Genomic DNA, 16,166 nt, shown 5'->3' with positions numbered 1-16,166 from the left:
CCATGGCCGAATACATTTACTCGATGGTGCGCGCCCGCAAAGCGGTGGGCGACAAGCTGATCCTCGACGACGTCACCATGGCGTTCCTCCCCGGGGCGAAGATCGGTGTGGTGGGCCCGAACGGCGCGGGCAAGTCGACCATCCTCAAGATCATGGCGGGGCTCGACACCCCGTCCAACGGCGAGGCGAAGCTCACCCCCGGCTTCACCGTGGGCATCCTGATGCAGGAGCCGGAGCTCGACGAGTCGAAGACCGTTCTCGAGAACGTGCAGGAGGGCGTCGGCCCCATCAAGGGCAAGATCGACCGCTTCAACGAGATCAGCGCCGAGATGGCCGAGCCCGACGCCGACTTCGACACGCTGCTGGCCGAGATGGGAAGCCTGCAGGAGGAGATCGACGCGGCCGACGCGTGGGATCTCGATTCGCAGCTGGAGCAGGCGATGGATGCGCTGCGCACGCCTCCGGGCGACGCGACGGTCGCCAATCTCTCCGGTGGTGAGAAGCGCCGGGTGGCCCTCTGCAAGCTGCTGCTGCAGAAGCCCGACCTGCTGCTGCTCGACGAGCCCACCAACCACCTCGACGCCGAGAGCGTGCTCTGGCTCGAGCAGCACCTCTCGAAGTACCCCGGCGCCGTGCTTGCCGTCACCCACGACCGGTACTTCCTCGACCACGTGGCCGAGTGGATCGCGGAGGTCGACCGCGGTCGCCTCTACCCCTACGAGGGCAACTACTCCACGTACCTCGAGAAGAAGCGCGAGCGCCTCGAGGTTCAGGGCAAGAAGGACGCGAAGCTGGCCAAGCGCCTCTCTGAGGAGCTCGACTGGGTGCGCAGCAACGCCAAGGGCCGTCAGGCCAAGTCGAAGGCGCGCCTCGCCCGCTACGAGGAGATGGTGAACGAAGCCGAGCGCACCAGAAAGCTCGACTTCGAGGAGATCGTGATCCCGGTGGGCCCGCGCCTGGGCTCGCAGGTCATCGACGCGAAGAAGCTGCACAAGGCCTTCGGCGAGCGCGTGCTCATCGACGACCTGTCGTTCACCCTGCCCCGCAACGGCATCGTGGGCGTCATCGGCCCGAACGGTGTGGGCAAGACCACGCTGTTCAAGACCATCGTCGGGCTCGAGCCGCTCGACGGCGGCGATCTCAAGATCGGCGAGACGGTCGACATCTCCTACGTCGACCAGTCCCGTGGGGGCATCGACCCCAAGAAGACGCTGTGGGAGGTCGTGTCCGACGGGCAGGACTACATCCAGGTCGGCAAGACCGAGATCCCGTCCCGCGCCTACGTGTCGACCTTCGGCTTCAAGGGTCCCGACCAGCAGAAGCCGGCCGGCGTGCTCTCCGGCGGTGAGCGCAACCGGCTGAATCTCGCGCTCACCCTGAAGCAGGGCGGCAACCTGCTGCTCCTCGACGAGCCCACCAACGACCTCGACGTCGAGACGCTTGGCAGCCTCGAGAACGCGCTGCTCGAGTTCCCGGGCTGTGCCGTGGTCATCACCCACGACCGGTGGTTCCTCGACCGCATCGCCACGCACATCCTGGCCTACGAGGGCACGGAGGACGACCCGGCGAACTGGTACTGGTTCGAGGGCAACTTCGAGGCCTACGAGGAGAACAAGATCGAGCGCCTGGGGCCCGACGCCGCGAAGCCGCATCGCTCCGCGTACCGGAAGCTCACCCGCGACTGAGACGGGAGACCGCCGAACCGCATGCGACTGCACGTACCGATCCAGCTGCGCTGGAGCGACCTCGACGCCTACGGGCACGTGAACAACGCCTCCATGCTCAAGATCCTCGAAGAGGCGCGCGTCTTCGCCTTCTGGGTCGACGGCGATCTCGCCGACCCCACCCAGGCGGAGTGGACGACCGCGGTCATCGACGCTAGCCCCACCACGCGCACGAAGAGTGTCATCTCGCGGCAGGAGATCGAGTACGTACGGTCGATGCCGTACATCCGTCAGCCCATCGACGTCGAACTCTGGATCGGGCACCTCGGCGGCGCGAGCCTCGACGTCTACTACGAGATCAAGAGCCCGCTCGCCGCGCCGCCCCAGATCACCTACGTGAAAGCGTCGACCACGCTCGTGCTGGTCGATGCCGACACCGAGCGGCCGCGCCGCATCCTGCCGCACGAGCGGGAGGCGTGGGAACCCTACCTCGACGAACCGCTGACCTTCCGCCGCCGCAGCTGAACCGGCGACAGCCGCCGACTACCGCTGGCCCGCGCCGCCGCCTGAGACGCGCAGCATGCCCTCCTGCGCCACCGAGGCGATGAGCCGCCCGCCGCGGTCGTAGATGCTGCCGAGCGCGAGCCCTCGGCCACCGCCCGAGCTCGGGGAACTCTGCGTGTAGAGCAGCCACTCGTCGGCGCGGGCGAAACGGTGCCACCACATCGCGTGGTCGAGGCTCGCCATCTTGAGGTCGGGCCGGCCCCACGGGATGCCGTGCCGTCGCATCACCGGCTCGAGGATGGCGTAGTCGCTGGCGTACGCGAGCGCCGCCCGGTGCAGGTTCGGGTCGTCGGGCAGCCGCCCGAGCGCCCGCAGCCAGACCGCTTGATGCGCCACGTGCTCGCCCTCGACGCTCAGGTAGATCGGCGACGGCATGTGCCGGATGTCGAACGCCCGCTCCCGGGCCCAGGTGCGGGCGATGGGGTGGTCGATCGCCGAGAGCACCTCGGCCGCGCTCGGCAGCTCCTCGGGCTCGGGCAGATCCGTGGGCATGCCTACCTGGTGCTCCAGCCCCTCGTCCTCGGTCTGGAACGAGAAGATCGCCGAGAGGATCGGGACACCGTTCTGGTAGGCCTGCGTGCGCCGGGTCGAGAACGAGCGGCCGTCGTGGATGCGGTCGACCGCGAAGGTGATCGGCAGTGCCGCGTCCCCCGGTCGCAGGAAGTACCCGTGCAGCGAGTGCACCGCCCGGTCCGGCTCGACGGTGCGCACGGCCGCGATCACCGACTGCGCGAGCACCTGACCGCCGAAGACGCGCCCGTTGGGCATCCACTGCGAGGGCCCGGTGAAGATGTCCTCCGAGGTTCGGGCGCCGGTGTCGGCCAGATCGAGGGTGGTGAGGAAGCCGGAGAGGGCGTCGGACATGGTTCCTCCGGGGAGTCGACGACGCGGCGTCGTGACAGGAGCCGTTATCGCCGCTGTGAAGTAGTTTAGACAGCACAGATGGTCACGCTCTTCACCCTCATCGACGCCGCGTCGCTCGGCGACCTCAAGGTGTACCTCGGGCGCGCCGCCCGGGTCGAGAACGGATCGGTGCGGCTCATCGGAAGTCTCGGTGTGCTCGCCGCCTACACCGCCGCTCTGACCCCCAAAGGGTTGCTCGACCGCACCCCCACCGTGCTGGGCCTCCGAACGTTCGCACTCGGGTCTCCGGATGCGTTCGACGTGGTCGTGCCCATCCGCCCGCTGCTCGATCGGCTCGCGCAGCTCTCGCTCGTGAGCAACTCCGAATCCGGCCCGATCGACGTGCCGCTCCCGCCGGTGGAGACCGGAGTCGCCTGGGCCGGCGTGAGCCCGCCGCGCGGGGGCTGGGAGCCGGTGGGAACGCTGCCGTCGACGCTCCTCGAGGCGGTCGCCCGCACCGGCATCGCCGAGGTCGCCGCGGCCGTGCCTGACGGCACCGGCGAGCAGCTCGTGCACCGGGTGCGCTCCGAGGTGTGGGGTCGCGACCTGGCCGACGACGTGCTGCCCGAACTCCGGCCCCGCATCCCGGCCGGCGCCGCCTTCTGCGCGGTGAGCCTCGGCTTCGTGCGACGGGACGACGAAGACGTGCGGGTCTTCCGGGCGGGTCAATGGCTGCGCCTCACGCTCCGCCGCGGGCACGTCCTGGTCAGGGCGTAAGGCTCCGCGCGCTGGTCACGCGTGCCGCCGACCGACCGGCCACGCGCCCCGAGAACAGGCAGCCACCCAAGAACGTGCCTTCCAGCGCGCGGTAGCCGTGCATCCCGCCGCCGCCGAACCCGCTCGCCTCGCCCGCCGCGTAGAGCCCCGGCACCGGCGCCCCGGCCGGGTCGAGCACGCGCCCTTCGAGGTCGGTCGAGATGCCGCCGAGGCTCTTCCGGGTGAGGATGTGCAGCTTCACCGCGATCAGCGGCCCCGCCGCCGGGTCGAGCAGCCGGTGCGGCTTCGCCACCCGGATCAGCTTGTCGCCGAGATACCGCCGCGCGCCGCGCAGCGCGGTGACCTGCGCATCCTTCGTGAAAGTGTTGGCGATCTCGCGGTCGCGGGCGTACACCTCGCGGGTCACCTGTGCGGGGTCGAGTGCGGGTGCGGGCTCGAGGTCGACCATGCCGCGCACGAGCTCGGGCAGCGTCGGCGCCACCACGAAGTCGGCTCCGCGCGCCTTGAACGCCTCTACCGGCCCGGGCGCGCCGGGACGGATGCGCTGCGCCAGCAACCGCAGGTCCTTCCCGGTGAGATCGGGGTTCTGTTCACTGCCCGAGAGCGCGAACTCCTTCTCGATGATCGCCTGCGTCAGCACGAACCAGCTGTAGTCGTACCCGGTGCCGAGGATGTGCTCGAGCGTGCCGAGCGTGTCGAAGCCGGGGAACAGCGGCACCGGCAGCCGCGCCCCGGTCGCGTCGAGCCAGAGCGAGGACGGCCCGGGCAGGATGCGGATGCCGTGCAGCGGCCACACCGGGTCGTAGTTCGTGATGCCCTCGGTGTAGTGCCACATCCGGTCGGTGTTCACCAGGCGCGCACCGGCCTGCTCGGTGATGCCGAGCATCCGGCCGTCGACGTGCGCGGGCACTCCGGAGAGCATGGTCGCCGGGGGAGTGCCGAGCCGCGAGGGCCAGGAGGCGCGCACCAGGTCGTGGTTGCCGCCGATGCCGCCGCTGGCCACGATCACCGCGTCGGCCGAGAGCTCGAAGTCGCCCACCACCTCGCGCGAACTGGGCTCGCCGCGACCCACCGCGCTCGGGGCGAGCACGCTGCCGCGCACGCCGGTGACCGCTCCCGACGCCGTGGCCAGCTCGTCGACCCGATGCCGGTGCAGGACGGATGCGCGCCCCGCCGAGATCCCCTCCTCGAACCGTGCGACGAACGGCGCGAGCACTCCCGGCCCGGTGCCCCAGGTGATGTGGAAGCGCGGCACCGAGTTGCCGGGGCCGTTCGCGGTGTACCCGCCGCGCTCGGCCCAGCCGACCACCGGGAAGAAGCGCACGCCCCGCTCGTGCAGCCAGGCCCGCTTCTCGCCGGCGGCGAAGTCGAGGTAGGCCTCGGCCCACTGCCGGGGCCAGTGGTCCTCGGGCCGGTCGAAGCCGGCGGTGCCGAACCAGTCCTGCCGGGCGAGCTCGAGGGAGTCGCGCACGCGCATCCGTCGCTGCTCCGGGCTGTCGACCAGGAAGATGCCGCCGAACGACCACCAGGCCTGCCCGCCGAAGGAGCTCGCGGGTTCCTGCTCCACGATGGTCACGGTCTTGCCCGCGTCGAGCACCTCGCACGCCGCCACCAGGCCGGCGAGCCCGGCTCCCACCACGATCACGTCCGGCATGCGACCCCCTCGTCGTTCAGAACCGCGGCGCATCCGGCCGCGGCGCCACCTCACTCGTCGAAAGTATTCACCATCGCATGCGCGGCGCGCTCGAGGTAGCCCCAGAGCAGTTCTCTGTCGAGCGGCGACAAGCCGAGCGAGTCGACGGCCACCCGCATGTGCGAGAGCCAACGATCGCGGGCGTCGGGGTTCACCTTGAACGGGTTGTGGCGCATCCGCAGCCGCGGGTGCCCGCGCTGCTCGCTGTAGGTGCCGGGCCCGCCCCAGTACTGCTCGAGGAACATGGTGAGCCGGTCGATCGCCCCCTGCCAGTCGTCGGCCGGGTACATGGGTTTCAGCACCGGATCGGTCTCGACGCCCTCGTAGAACTTGGTCACCAGCGCCACGAAGGTCTCGTGGCCGCCGATCTGCTCGTAGAAGGGGTTCTCGGGCACTTTCGGGGAGATCTCGATCACGATCTAATTCTCTCCCTTGCCCTTGCCGCGGGGCGACCGCCGGGGCGACGGCGGCGGTTCCTGCGTGCTGATCGGCTTCGTGCGGGGCGGCCGGGCGCCCTTCACGCTCGTCGCACCCTCGAAGCCCGACAGCACGACGGTGTTGAGCGAGGGCAGTGTGACGTCGAGCTCGTCGAGCGCGTGCTTCAGCCGCACGCGCAGGTCACGCGCCACGTCGTCCTTCGCCGAGGTGCGGGTCTTCACCACCAGACGGATGACCATCGCCTCGGCCGAGATGGACTCCAGCCCCCAGATCTCGGGCTTCTCGATGATGCGCGAGCGCCACTTCGGCTCGTTGGACATGGCGACCGCGGTTTCGAGGATCTTGTCCTGCACCAGTTCGAGGTCGGAGTCGTAGGGGATGGCGAGGTCGATGATCACCCGCGCCCAGCCCTGCGACATGTTGCCGACCCGCAGGATCTCGCCGTTGCGCACGAACCAGAGCGTGCCGTTGACGTCCCGCACCTGCGTGACCCGGATGCCCACCGCCTCCACGACGCCCGTCGCCGGGCCGAGGTCGACCACGTCGCCCACACCGAGCTGGTCTTCGAACACCATGAACATGCCGTTCAGCACGTCTTTCACGATGTTCTGCGCGCCGAAGCCGAGGCCGGCGCCGAGAGCCGCGGTGAGCAGCGCCAGCGAGCCGAGAACGGTCGGGTCGATCGTGTTCACGATCAGCACGACGCCGACCACCACGATCGTCACGTTGATGACGTTCGTCAGCACCGTGCCGAGCGTGCGGGTGCGCTGCACGATCCGCACCGCCGCGAGCGGCGAGGCGTTCAGGGCCTGGGTGTCGGTGACGTTCTGCTTCTTCTTGACCCCGTTGACCACCTGGTCGACCAGCCGCCGCACCGTGAACAGCAGGATGCCCCGCAGCACGAGCGCGCCGACGATGATGGCCAGGATGCCGAGGGGCACCCGGTAGTCGTGGAGGAACGAACCGAAGTTCGCCCACATCGTGTTCCAATCCATATGGGCTCCACCCTACGGGCGCACCCTTGGCAGACCCTTAGCGCGCGCCCGCGTCGCGCGCCTGCGCCGCCAGTGCACGGTCGACCCCGGCCAGGTTCTCGATGACGAGCCGACGCAGAGCCGGAATGCCCGCGTTGGCCGGGTCGTCGAGCCACGCCTGGGTCGCATCCCGCAGCTCCTGGTTCGCGAGCGCCGAGGGGTACAGCCCGTTGATCACCGAGGCGGCGATGGCGTAGCTCCGCGTCTCCCAGAGGGTCTGCAGGGCGGCGAAGTAGCGAGGCACCAGCGGGGCGAACAACGCCGGGTCGGTGCCGCGCTGGAAACCGAGGCCCGTGGCGCGCACGATGGCGTTGGGCGCGGCGTCGCTGTCGACGAGGGACGCGAACGCGGCCGCCTTGCCCTCCGGCGTCGGGATGGCGGCGGTCGCGTGGGCTGCCGACTGCTGGCCCGACGCGGTGTTGTCGGCCGCGAGCGTCGCGTCGATCTCGGTCTGGCCGGCTTTGCCGCCCGCGACGAGCGCGATCAGCAGCTCCCAGGTGAGGTCGGTGTCGATGTCGAGACCGTCCAGCACCACGGTGCCGTCGTGCAGGTGGGCAACGTTCTCGAGCTGCTCCTCGGTGCTCGCCAGCGCGGCGAAGAACTTCACGAACTGGAACTGGGCGTCCGAACCGGGTGCCGCGTCGAGCGCGAGCTTCCACAGCGCGTCGGCGGCGGTGCGGATGGTCTCGGCCCGCGCATCCGGAGCCACGTACTGCGTGGCGGTGAGCACGAGCTGGCCGAGCACCGTGCGGATGGTCGTCGACTCGGTCTCGGTCGCGATGTTGCCGAGCACGAGGCGCACGAAGTCGCGCCCGCTCGTCTCGGCGTCGCGCGTGGAGTCCCACGCCGAGCCCCAGACGAGCGACCGGGCCAGCGGGCTCGCGATCGATGCCAGGCTCTGGATGGCGGTGTCGAGCGAGTAGCCGTCGAGCCGGATCTTGGCGTAGGCCAGGTCGTCGTCGTTCAGCAGCACGAGCGCCGGACGGTCGCGGCCGACCAGCTGCGGCACCTCGGTCTCGGCGCCGTCGACATCGAGCTCCACCCGGTAGGTGCGCACGAGCGCGTCGCCCTCGAGCTCGTAGACGCCGATGGCGAGCCGGTGCGGGCGGATGGTCGGCCACTCGAGCGGGGCCTCCTGCAGCACCGTGAACGAGGTGATCACGTCGTCCTCGTTGTACTCGATGCGCGGGCGCAGCGTGTTCACACCGGCGGTCTCGAGCCAGAGCTGCGACCACTCGGCGAGATCGCGCCCGCTCGTGGTCTCGAGCTCGGTGAGCAGGTCGTTCAGCACCGTGTTGCCGAACTGGTGCTTGTTCACGTAGGCGGCGACGCCCTTCATGAACTCGTCCTGGCCCACCCAGGCGACGAGCTGCTTCAGCACCGAGGCGCCCTTGGCGTAGGTGATGCCGTCGAAGTTCACCTGCACGTCTTCGAGGTCGTTGATGGTGGCGACGATCGGATGCGTCGACGGCAGCTGGTCCTGCCGGTACGCCCAGCTCTTCTCCATCGCCGCGAAGGTGGTCCAGGCCTCTTTCCACTCGGTGGCCTCGGCCGTGGCGAGGGTCGACATGTACTCGGCGAACGACTCGTTCAGCCACAGGTCGTTCCACCAGCGCATGGTCACGAGGTCGCCGAACCACATGTGGGCGAGCTCGTGCAGGATGGTGACGACCCGGCGTTCGCGCACCGCGTCCGTCACCTTCGAGCGGAACACGTAGGTCTCGGTGAACGTCACCGCGCCCGCGTTCTCCATGGCGCCGGCGTTGAACTCGGGCACGAAGAGCTGGTCGTACTTCGCGAAGGGGTAGGGGAAGTCGTACTTCTCCTCGTAGAAGGCGAAGCCCTCGCGGGTCTTCTCGAAGATGTACTCCGCGTCCATGTACTGCGCGAGGGAGGCGCGGCTGAACACGCCGAGCGGGATGGCGCGGCCGTCGGCGCTCGTCAGCTCGCTGCGCTCGACGATGTAGGGGCCGGCGACGAGCGCCGTGATGTAGGAGGAGATGCGGGGGGTCGGCTCGAACGACCAGGTGGCCGACTGGCCCTCGACCGCGGTGACCGGCTCGGGGGTGGGGGAGTTGGAGACGACCTCCCAGTAGTCGGGGGCGGTGACCGTGAAGGTGAAGGTGGCCTTGAGGTCGGGCTGCTCGAACACCGCGAACATGCGGCGGGAGTCCGGCACCTCGAACTGGCTGTAGAGGTACACCTCGTCGTCGACGGGGTCGACGAAGCGGTGCAGGCCCTCACCCGTGTTGGTGTACATCATGTCGGCGTCGACCACGAGCGTGTTCTCGGCCTTCAACGCCGGGAGCTGGATGCGCACGCCGTCGCTCACCGCGGCCGGATCGAGCGACTCGCCGTTCAGGGTCACCGCGTGCACCGTACGGGTGATGGCGTCGATGAAGGTCGACGACCCCTCGGTGGCGGTGAACTCGACGGTGGTGGTGCTGCGGAACGTCTCGGGACCGGTTGTGAGGTCGAGTACGACGTCGTAGCTCTTCGTGTCGATGAGCGCTGCACGCTCCTGGGCTTCGGCGCGGGTGAGGTTTTCTCCTGGCACGGGTTGCTCTCCTTTTCGATTGCCCGATCAGCCTAATGCGATGATGAAGTGGTGACCTCAGACAAGACAGCTGTTGACTTCTGGTTCGACCCCTCCTGCCCCTGGGCATGGATGACCTCCCGCTGGGTCGACGAGGTGGCGGAGCACCGCGACCTCGACGTGACCTGGCACATCATGAGCCTCGCCGTGCTCAACGAGGACAACGACGACATCCCCGATTCGTACCGCGCGTTCTTCCCGCGGGCGCTCCGCTACACGCGGCTCGTGACCGCGGCGGCCGAGTTGCACGGGCAGGAGGTCGTGAAGCCGTTGTACGACGCGCTCGGCACGCGCATCCACCCCGGCGGCTCGCTCGATCCCGATGAGGTCATCCCGGCGGCGCTCGCCGAAGTGGGTCTGCCGGCGTCGCTCGCGGCGTACTCCGAGTCCGACGAGTACGATCAGCAGATGCGCGCCTCGCACTTCGACGGCATCGAGCGGGTGGGGCAGGATGTCGGCACCCCCGTGATCGCGGTGAACGGCACGGCATTCTTCGGGCCGGTGATCAGCCCGGCGCCCAAGGGCGAGATGGCGCTGACGCTGTGGGACGGCGTGGTGGCCGCCGCGTCTTACGACGGCTTCTTCGAACTGAAGCGCTCCCGCACCCGCGACCCGCAGTTCTAGCTGCCGGGCGGCGCCGGTCCCTGCCCGGCGCCGCGCGACATGTGAGGCCGCGGTCGAGGGGCACGGCCTGCGGTCGCACCCCTCGGCCACACCCTCACCTTGGGTCGTCAACGAGCGGCCCGCTGCTTGCGATCTCGTGATCCCACTTCGGGCGGAAGCTCGTCCGCGCGATCGGGGGGCGGCGGTTGAGCCACCAGGCGACCCACGCGGCGAGGGCGACGAGGCCGGCCAGCGAGCTCAGGTAGTGGAGCCACACGGCGATCGGGATGCCGCCGAGGCGGCGGTCGAGCGCAGGCACGAGCGCCGTTCCCCAGCGGCCGGCGTGGGTGAACCCGTCCCACACGATGTGGGTCGCCACGCCGATCGCCAACGCGGCGACCAGCAGGGCGACGTCGCGACCGGACCGGCCGAGGGAGCGCCAGCCGTCGGCGGCGCCGCCGGACCAGTCGGCGGGCATCCGTTCGCGGAGAACGCGGGGCAGCACGCCCGGCAGGACCGGCCGCACCACCACCCGCCACAGTGCGAACGCGACGAAGGCGAGCAGCAGGCCCGTCACGGGAAACCACGGCAGCTCGTGGGTGGACTCGTAATCGAAGCCGACCGGCAGGAACAGCGGCAGGTCGGGCGCCATCGCGCCGGCGGCCACCGCCCCGGCGGGCACTGCAGTGCGGGCGAAGGGCACCGCCACGATCGCGTGGCTGAGGGTGAACGGCACCCCGGCAGCCTAATCAGTCGCTCGGCCAATACACTCGATTCCATGCGCATCCACATCGGCACCGATCACGCCGGGCTCGACTTCAGCAAGCAGATCCAGGCGCACCTCGCCGCCGCCGGCCACGAGGTCATCGACCACGGGCCGGAGAGCTACGACCCGGTCGACGACTACCCGTCGTTCTGCATCAACGCCGCCCACGGCGTGGTCGAAGACCAGCGCGCCGGCGTCGAGGCGCTCGGCGTGGTGTTCGGCGGATCGGGCAACGGCGAGCAGATCGCCGCGAACAAGGTGCAGGGCGTGCGCGCCGCGCTGGCCTGGAACGAGGCCACCGCCAAGCTCGCCCGCCAGCACAACGACGCCAACGTCGTGGCCATCGGCGCCCGCCAGCACACGGTGGAGGAGGCGCTCGCGCTGATCGACTTCTTCGTGAACGAGCCGTTCTCGCTCGAGGAGCGGCACGTGCGCCGCATCGCCCAGCTTGCGGAGTACGAGACCACGGGCGACATCGCCGGGCACCACATCGAGGCGTAGCGTCGGTTGTGGCGGCGCAGGCGACCGCCGCGCCGCCGACGCCGGCCACCGCCACCGAAACCGAGGGAGCACCGGATGCCCGAGGGTCATTCCGTCCACCGCATCGCGCGCCAGTTCGCGCGCAACTTCGTGGGGCATCGCGTCGCCGCCAGCTCGCCGCAGGGCCGCTTCGCCGACGGCGCCGCCCTGCTCGACGGCCGCACCATGACGGCGTCGCGAGCGGTCGGCAAGCAGATGTTCCTCGAGTTCGATGGGCTCCTCTGGCTGCGGGTGCACCTCGGCATCTACGGCGCCTGGGACTTCGCGGGCGAGATCACGACCGACGCCACCATCCGCTCAGCGGGCGGGCGCATGGGACAGACCAACCAGCGCGGCACGGTCCTGGGCGATCAGCCCGAGGGCACGATCGACGAGATCGCCCTCGGCGAAGCAGCGGAAGCAGCGGAGGCCGCGGAAGCAGCGGAAGCGGCGGAGGTCGCGGATGCGAGCCGTCCCGTTCCCGAGGGCCCTGACGACGCCGACGGCGAAGACTCCGTGCGCTCGATTGGTGCGCCGCGCCGCGCGCGCCTGCGCATGTCCGAGCAGGAGAAGGCCGGCGAGGAATACGGCGACTTCCCGCCCGAGCCGGTCGGTGCCGTTCGGGTGCGGCTGCTCACCGAGACCGCCGTGGCCGACCTGCGCGGCCCGACCGCGTGCGAGGTGCTCGACCCGGCGCAGGTCGATGCGGTGATCGCGAAGCTCGGCCCCGATCCGCTGCTCGACGACTCGCCCGAGGCCGAGGAACGCTTTGTCGCGGCGGTCACCAAGAAGTCGACCCCCATCGCGCTGCTGCTCATGGACCAGAGCGTCGTCAGCGGAATCGGCAACGTGTACCGCGCCGAGATGCTCTTCCGCGCCCGGCTCGAACCGCACACGCCTGGCAAGCTCGTGCCCACCGACACCGTGCGGGCGCTCTGGCGCGACTGGGCCTACCTGCTCGACCTCGGTGTGCGCACCGGCCAGATGCTCACCATGGACGGGCTCGACGATGCCGATTACGCGAAGGCCATGGCCAGTCGCGCCGACCGGCACTGGGTGTACAAGCGCGAGGGGCTGCCCTGCCGGGTGTGCGGAACGAACATCCTCATGGAGGAGATCGGCGGCCGCAAGCTCTACTGGTGCCCGAAAGACCAGGTGTGAGGTGCGGCACAATCCCGTCTTCGAACTGACCGACCCCGACGAGATCCGTCGGCTCATCCGTGAGAACCCGTGGGCGACCATCGTCTCCGCCACCTCGGGCGGCATTGTCGCCTCGCACTACCCGGTGCTGGTCGACGACTCGAGCGACGAGCTCGCCATCGTCAGCCACGTCGGGCGGCCGGATGAGCGACTGCACGAATGGGGCGAGCACGAGGTGCTGGTCATCATCCAGGGTCCGCACGGCTACATCTCGCCCGGCTGGTACGACCCGTCGCCGGCGGTGCCCACCTGGAACTTCGTGACCGCCCACCTGTACGGCGTGCCCGAGATCCTGCCCGCCGAGGAGAACCTGCGCGTGCTCGAGCGACTCGTCGACCACTTCGAAGAGCGGATGCCCGAACCGCGACGGATGCGCGGAACCGCCGAGAACTCCGCCTACGCCGACCGCATCAGCGCCGGCACGGTCGGCTTCCGGCTGCCCGTGACCCGGTTCACCGCCAAGGTGAAGATGAGCCAGAACCGCGACGAGGACACGCAGCGGCGGATCGTGGCTGAGCTCGAGGGCACGGGCCCCTACTCCAGCGAAGAACTCGCGGCCGAGATGCGGCGGGCGAATCCGGCGACGTTCGGCGGGGCGGGTCAGGGCGCGTGAGCGTGCCACCGCTGCTCCTGGCCGGCGGTCGGCTGCCCGGCGGTGCAGCGCCGGTCGACGTGCTGATCGTCGACGGACTCGTCGCCGAGATCACGCCGGCCTCGGGTTCGTCGACGGGTCGTGCCGGGCGCGATCGACAGCTCGAACGCATCGACCTCGACGGGCGCTTCATCGTTCCGGGGCTGTGGGACAACCATGTGCACTTCAGCCAGTGGGCCGCCGTCTCCCGCCGGCTCGACGTGTCGGCGGCGCGCTCGGCGGCGGAGGCCGTGGCGCTGGTCGGGGCGGCGATCGGCCCCGGCTCCGCGGGCGGCGAGGTGCTCGTGGGATTCGGGTTCCGCGACGGATTGTGGCCCGACGAGCCGACCGCCGCGGCTCTCGACGCCGTGGCGGGAAGCCGGCCGGTCGTGCTCGTCTCGGGTGACTTGCACTGCTGCTGGCTGAACTCGGCGGCGCTCGCGCACTTCGGGCGGGACGGGCATCCGACCGGCGTGCTGCGGGAAGAGGATGCGTTCGCGGTGCATCGGGCGCTCGATGACGTGCCCGCCGAGACGATCGACGCGTGGGCGCTCGATGCGGCGCGGGCGGCGGCCGCGCGCGGAGTGGTGGGGATCGTCGACCTCGAGATGGCGTGGAACCGCTCCGTCTGGGAGCGACGGGCGGCAGCCGGGCACGACCTCCTGCGCGTCGAGTTCGGGGTGTATCCGCAGCACCTCGAGCGCGCGATCGCGGAGGGGCTGCGCACCGGCGACGAGGTCGATGAAGCGGGACTCCTGCGGGTCGGGCCGTTCAAGGTCATCACCGACGGGTCGCTCAACACACGCACCGCCTACTGCTTCGACGAGTATCCGGGGCTCGAGGGCCACGCCGATTCGCGGGGTCTGCTCACGGTGCCGCCGGACGAGCTGCGTGCGCTGCTCGAACGTGCCACCGCCTCGGGCCTCGTGCCGGCCGTGCACGCCATCGGCGATCACGCGAACCGGCTCGTGCTCGACGCGTTCGAGACCATCGGATGCGCGGGCTCGCTCGAGCACGCCCAACTCCTCGCCCTCACCGACGTTCCGCGCTTCGCGGCGCTGGGCGTGGTGGCGAGCGTGCAGCCCGAGCACGCGATGGACGACCGTGACGTCGCCGACCGGTACTGGGCTGGGCGCACGGACCGCTCGTTCGCACTCCGGAGCCTGCTCGAGGCGGGGGCGCAGCTCGCCTTGGGGTCCGACGCCCCGGTCGCGCCGCTCGATCCATGGATCACGATGGCCGCCGCGGTCACACGCTCCCGCGACGGTCGCCCGCCGTGGCATCCTGAGCAGCGCATCCCCGCGACCGCGGCCTTGACGGCGTCGACCCGCGGCGCTGCGGTGAGCATCCAGGTCGGTGCCGCAGCCGATCTGGCGGTCACCGAGGCCGAGCCGCTGGTCACAGACGCGGCAACCCTCCGAGCGATGCCGGTAGCGCTGACCCTCCTCGCCGGTCGCCCGACGCACCGCGCACTCTGAGCCCCGTGCCGTCGTCGGAGACTCGCGTCAGCTGAGCTTCAGCGCGCCCGGGCGTGTTCACGGAAGCGGGCGATGCGCTCCCAGGTGCCGGGGGAGGCGAGGTCGAGCGTCTCGGTGAACACGATCGCTGGGTGTGTGCCGAGGTACTCGCGCCGAAACGGCATGTCGTCCGAAGCAAGGTCGGCCGACGCGGCACCGAGGAGGTAGACGCGCTCGACGTTCGAGGTGGTGCGCCCCGACTCGGAGCGCTCGTGACACGTGCAGAGCCCGACCTCCCACTCCCCTCGGGCATCCGCGCCGCGCAGGTGCAGGGGAACCGCGATGATCTCGCCGTCTGCCGGCGTTGGCCGCGGCGTCGGCCCGGCGGGCAGGGGCACGTCGACGTCGAGGGTGAGGCGGTTCGCCGCCGCGAAGCGCGCGAGGCGGCACCGGAGGCGCCAGCGCCGCGCCGTCGACCGTCGCGCGAGCACCCAGGCGAGCACGAACAACGCCGTCAGGCCGGCCGCCAGCCATGGCACCAGCGAGAGCTCCCAATCGGACAGGTAGAACGACAGGAACACGATGAGGGCGACGGTGCCCAGGAACCCGCCGACCCGACCCCAGAACTTCGCCCGTTGCGACGCATCCGTCGCGAGCCGATAGCGTCGCACCTCGGCCCGGCTCAGCGGCGCGGTGAGGGGGTCGAGTCGTAGGGCATCCGTCATCCGCTCAGCTTAGCCGAGCAATGCTCAGAAAAGAAGCGGCGAAAACGACCGAGCGGGCGCGACCCCGAAGGGTGCGCCCGCTCGATGGGGTGCGGAGACTACGCGGCGATGTGCGCGAACAGGAACCAGCGGTCTTTGTCGAGCCCGCGGGCGATCTCGATCGCGACGTCCTGGCTGGTCTGGTCGATGGCGTCGAGCTCCTTCACGGCCTTGTTGACCACGGCGAGCGCGACGTCGATCTGCGCGATGACCGACGAGATCATCTCGTCCGACTTCACGAAGCCGGCCGGCATGAGCGCGGCGCCGGTCTTCTCGGCGACCGTCTGGATGCGCGCGTCGATCGGCAGGCCCAGGGCCACCACGCGCTCGGCGGCGAGGTCGGCGTAGTCCTGCGCGTGGTCGACCACCTGGTCGAGGAGCTCATGCACGCCGATGAAGTTCGCGCCGCGCACGTGCCAGTGCGCCTGCTTGCCGTTCACGGCGAGCGCCTGGAGTTCGATGACCACGGGGCCGAGGAACTGCGCGGCGGCGGCCGCGACATCCGGCGTGGTTGTGCTGGTGGGGGTGCTGATGACGTCGCTCATGGGGTGTCCTTCCGATTCCCTGTGCTTCAACGGTACTCAGCCGGAAATCTTCCGCAAGCAAGCTGAGGCTGG

16 protein-coding genes are annotated in these 16,166 nt (G+C 70.2%); 8 read left to right on the top strand and 8 right to left on the bottom strand.

Translation table 11 applies throughout. From position 1 onward, the window contains the following. Positions 1–2: 2 nt before the first annotated feature. Both ettA and AC3WLB_RS01785 read left to right on the top strand, forming a co-directional pair. Entirely contained in the window at positions 3–1,685 is a 1,683-nt protein-coding gene (gene ettA, locus AC3WLB_RS01790; protein ID WP_031280942.1) for an energy-dependent translational throttle protein EttA, read from the top strand. Between the two features lie 21 nt (positions 1,686–1,706). Then, positions 1,707–2,189, top strand: a complete 483-nt coding sequence (locus AC3WLB_RS01785) for an acyl-CoA thioesterase (protein ID WP_022895026.1) — start codon at positions 1,707–1,709, stop codon at positions 2,187–2,189. Between the two features lie 18 nt (positions 2,190–2,207). Here AC3WLB_RS01785 and AC3WLB_RS01780 read toward each other — a convergent pair whose 3' ends face one another. Further along, positions 2,208–3,092 carry an acyl-CoA thioesterase gene (locus AC3WLB_RS01780; RefSeq protein ID WP_492502740.1) on the bottom strand — a complete coding sequence of 295 codons (885 nt, stop codon included), beginning with the start codon at positions 3,090–3,092 and terminating at the stop codon, positions 2,208–2,210. Between the two features lie 78 nt (positions 3,093–3,170). Here AC3WLB_RS01780 and AC3WLB_RS01775 point away from each other — a divergent pair, with 78 nt between their 5' ends. Continuing rightward, a complete protein-coding gene (locus tag AC3WLB_RS01775; RefSeq protein ID WP_492502738.1) occupies positions 3,171–3,848 on the top strand; it encodes a DUF8185 domain-containing protein in 678 nt (225 codons plus the stop codon). On the opposite strand, the gene AC3WLB_RS01770 is transcribed toward AC3WLB_RS01775, so the two are convergent. The 4 genes from AC3WLB_RS01770 to pepN are packed head-to-tail and all read right to left on the bottom strand — an operon-like array spanning position 3,838 to position 9,570. Next, the gene (locus tag AC3WLB_RS01770; RefSeq protein ID WP_492502736.1) at positions 3,838–5,502 is read right to left on the bottom strand and encodes an FAD-binding dehydrogenase; all 1,665 of its coding nucleotides are present in this window, start codon (positions 5,500–5,502) and stop codon (positions 3,838–3,840) included. The two genes, AC3WLB_RS01775 and AC3WLB_RS01770, sit on opposite strands and share 11 nt — an antisense overlap. A 50-nt stretch (positions 5,503–5,552) precedes the next feature. Further along, complete coding sequence (locus AC3WLB_RS01765; RefSeq protein WP_492502734.1) at positions 5,553–5,957, bottom strand: globin; 405 nt, start codon at positions 5,955–5,957, stop codon at positions 5,553–5,555. A 3-nt stretch (positions 5,958–5,960) separates the two neighbouring features. Continuing rightward, positions 5,961–6,974: a mechanosensitive ion channel domain-containing protein gene (locus tag AC3WLB_RS01760; RefSeq protein WP_022895021.1), complete on the bottom strand. Its 1,014-nt coding sequence runs from the start codon at positions 6,972–6,974 to the stop codon at positions 5,961–5,963. A 37-nt stretch (positions 6,975–7,011) separates the two neighbouring features. After that, positions 7,012–9,570 carry an aminopeptidase N gene (gene pepN / locus AC3WLB_RS01755; RefSeq protein ID WP_492502731.1) on the bottom strand — a complete coding sequence of 853 codons (2,559 nt, stop codon included), beginning with the start codon at positions 9,568–9,570 and terminating at the stop codon, positions 7,012–7,014. Positions 9,571–9,621: 51 nt separating this feature from the next. On the opposite strand from pepN, the gene AC3WLB_RS01750 reads away from it, so the two are divergent. Continuing rightward, positions 9,622–10,233 carry a mycothiol-dependent nitroreductase Rv2466c family protein gene (locus AC3WLB_RS01750; RefSeq protein WP_031280939.1) on the top strand — a complete coding sequence of 204 codons (612 nt, stop codon included), beginning with the start codon at positions 9,622–9,624 and terminating at the stop codon, positions 10,231–10,233. A 94-nt stretch (positions 10,234–10,327) separates the two neighbouring features. On the opposite strand, the gene AC3WLB_RS01745 is transcribed toward AC3WLB_RS01750, so the two are convergent. Next, positions 10,328–10,948 carry a DUF4184 family protein gene (locus AC3WLB_RS01745; RefSeq protein WP_492502728.1) on the bottom strand — a complete coding sequence of 207 codons (621 nt, stop codon included), beginning with the start codon at positions 10,946–10,948 and terminating at the stop codon, positions 10,328–10,330. A gap of 42 nt (positions 10,949–10,990) precedes the next feature. On the opposite strand from AC3WLB_RS01745, the gene AC3WLB_RS01740 reads away from it, so the two are divergent. The 4 genes from AC3WLB_RS01740 to AC3WLB_RS01725 all read left to right on the top strand — a co-directional run bounded on the left by AC3WLB_RS01740 (position 10,991) and on the right by AC3WLB_RS01725 (position 14,806). After that, entirely contained in the window at positions 10,991–11,479 is a 489-nt protein-coding gene (locus AC3WLB_RS01740) for a ribose-5-phosphate isomerase (protein ID WP_492502726.1), read from the top strand. Positions 11,480–11,554: 75 nt separating this feature from the next. Beyond that, positions 11,555–12,658 carry an Fpg/Nei family DNA glycosylase gene (locus tag AC3WLB_RS01735; RefSeq protein ID WP_492502724.1) on the top strand — a complete coding sequence of 368 codons (1,104 nt, stop codon included), beginning with the start codon at positions 11,555–11,557 and terminating at the stop codon, positions 12,656–12,658. A gap of 1 nt (position 12,659) precedes the next feature. Continuing rightward, on the top strand, positions 12,660–13,310 hold the full coding sequence (locus tag AC3WLB_RS01730) for an FMN-binding negative transcriptional regulator (protein WP_492502722.1): 651 nt from the start codon (positions 12,660–12,662) through the stop codon (positions 13,308–13,310). 2 nt (positions 13,311–13,312) lie between these two features. Further along, on the top strand, positions 13,313–14,806 hold the full coding sequence (locus AC3WLB_RS01725; RefSeq protein WP_492504632.1) for an amidohydrolase: 1,494 nt from the start codon (positions 13,313–13,315) through the stop codon (positions 14,804–14,806). Between the two features lie 38 nt (positions 14,807–14,844). Here the strand turns inward: AC3WLB_RS01725 and AC3WLB_RS01720 are convergent, their stop codons facing one another. Beyond that, positions 14,845–15,510 carry a hypothetical protein gene (locus AC3WLB_RS01720; protein WP_492502720.1) on the bottom strand — a complete coding sequence of 222 codons (666 nt, stop codon included), beginning with the start codon at positions 15,508–15,510 and terminating at the stop codon, positions 14,845–14,847. A gap of 98 nt (positions 15,511–15,608) precedes the next feature. Then, on the bottom strand, positions 15,609–16,094 hold the full coding sequence (locus AC3WLB_RS01715; RefSeq protein ID WP_022895608.1) for a Dps family protein: 486 nt from the start codon (positions 16,092–16,094) through the stop codon (positions 15,609–15,611). Positions 16,095–16,166 lie beyond the last annotated feature (72 nt).

Source organism: Herbiconiux sp. FW305-C-125, from assembly GCF_058783455.1.
Note: the sequence above shows the minus strand (reverse complement) of the source record. Positions and strands in the feature narration are given on the sequence as shown.